Origin of the sequence: Pseudomonas gebzensis, assembly GCF_034427815.1 — a bacterium.
Taxonomy (GTDB): domain Bacteria; phylum Pseudomonadota; class Gammaproteobacteria; order Pseudomonadales; family Pseudomonadaceae; genus Aquipseudomonas.
The window spans coordinates 1-1,257 of record NZ_JAXQNS010000028.1 but is presented as its reverse complement, the minus strand read 5'-3'; the positions used below and the strand labels follow the sequence as shown (position 1 = coordinate 1,257).

At 58.7% G+C, this 1,257-nt stretch carries 1 protein-coding gene; it reads left to right on the top strand.

All coding sequences use genetic code 11. The features are described from left to right. The coding region (locus tag SJI00_RS22310) for an immunoglobulin-like domain-containing protein (protein ID WP_322463848.1) at positions 1 to 1,257 on the top strand (1,257 nt) is incomplete at both ends.

Sequence of the window (1,257 nt, the reverse complement as noted above, 5' to 3'; positions counted from 1 at the left end):
AGCGTCACAGCTCCAGTTACCGGCACGCCAGTGACAGTGAAGCTCGCCAACGGCGAGACCATCACAATCGCTGTCGGCCAGAGCTCCGGGACTGTAACGACGGCGGTCAGCAACGACGTCTACGTCGGCCATGACTCGGTCAGCAACAGCATTGCCACTGTGACGGGCGGCAGCTACGAGAGCTTGGTTGCCAATCAGACTCCGGTGACTACGGCTGTCACTGACACGGTCGACCCCTCGACCGTGACTCTGACCGCGACTCCATCGGTGGCCGAAGGTGGCTCGATCGTTTACACCGCTTCCGTCAGTGCGCCGGTCACCAATGCCCCGGTCATCGTGAAACTCGCCAACGGCGAAACCATCACGATCGCCGTTGGCCAGAGCTCCGGCACCGTCAGCACTCCAGTGACCAATGACGTCTATGTTGGCCACGCTGCAGTCAATAACAGCATCACCACTGTCTCCGGCGGCAGCTATGAAAGCCTCGTCGCGAACCAGGGCGTTGTAACGACTGCCGTTACCGACACGATCGACACTTCGACCGTGACTCTGACTGCTACACCATCGGTGGCCGAAGGCGGCTCGATCATCTACACCGCCTCTGTGAACGCACCAGTCACTAATGCCCCGGTCACCGTGAAACTTGCTAATGGCGAAACCATCATCATTGCGGTTGGCCAGAGCTCCGGCACTGTAACGACGGCAGTCAGCAACGATGTCTACGTCGGCCATGACTCGGTTAGCAACAGCATTGCCACCGTTACAGGCGGCAACTATGAAAGCCTGGTTGCCAACAAAACTGCTGTCACCACAACCGTGACCGACACCGTCGATAATTCGACCGTTACTCTGACTGCCACTCCTTCGGTTGCCGAAGGTGGCTCCATTGTCTACACCGCCTCCGTTACCGCGCCAGTCACCAATACGCCGGTCACTGTGAAACTCGCCAATGGCGAAACCATCACCATTGCGGTTGGCCAGAGCTCCGGCAGTGTAACGGCGGCGGTCAGCAACGACGTCTATGTCGGCCACGACTCGGTCAGCAACAGCATCGCCACCGTTACAGGCGGCAACTACGAAAGCCTGGTGGCCAACCAGACTCCAGTAACTACTGCGGTGACTGATACGGTCGATACTTCGACCGTGACTCTGACTGCCACTCCTTCGGTTGCCGAAGGTGGCTCGATCATCTACACCGCCTCCGTGAACGCACCAGTCACTAATGCCCCGGTCACCGTGAAACTTGCTAATGGCGAA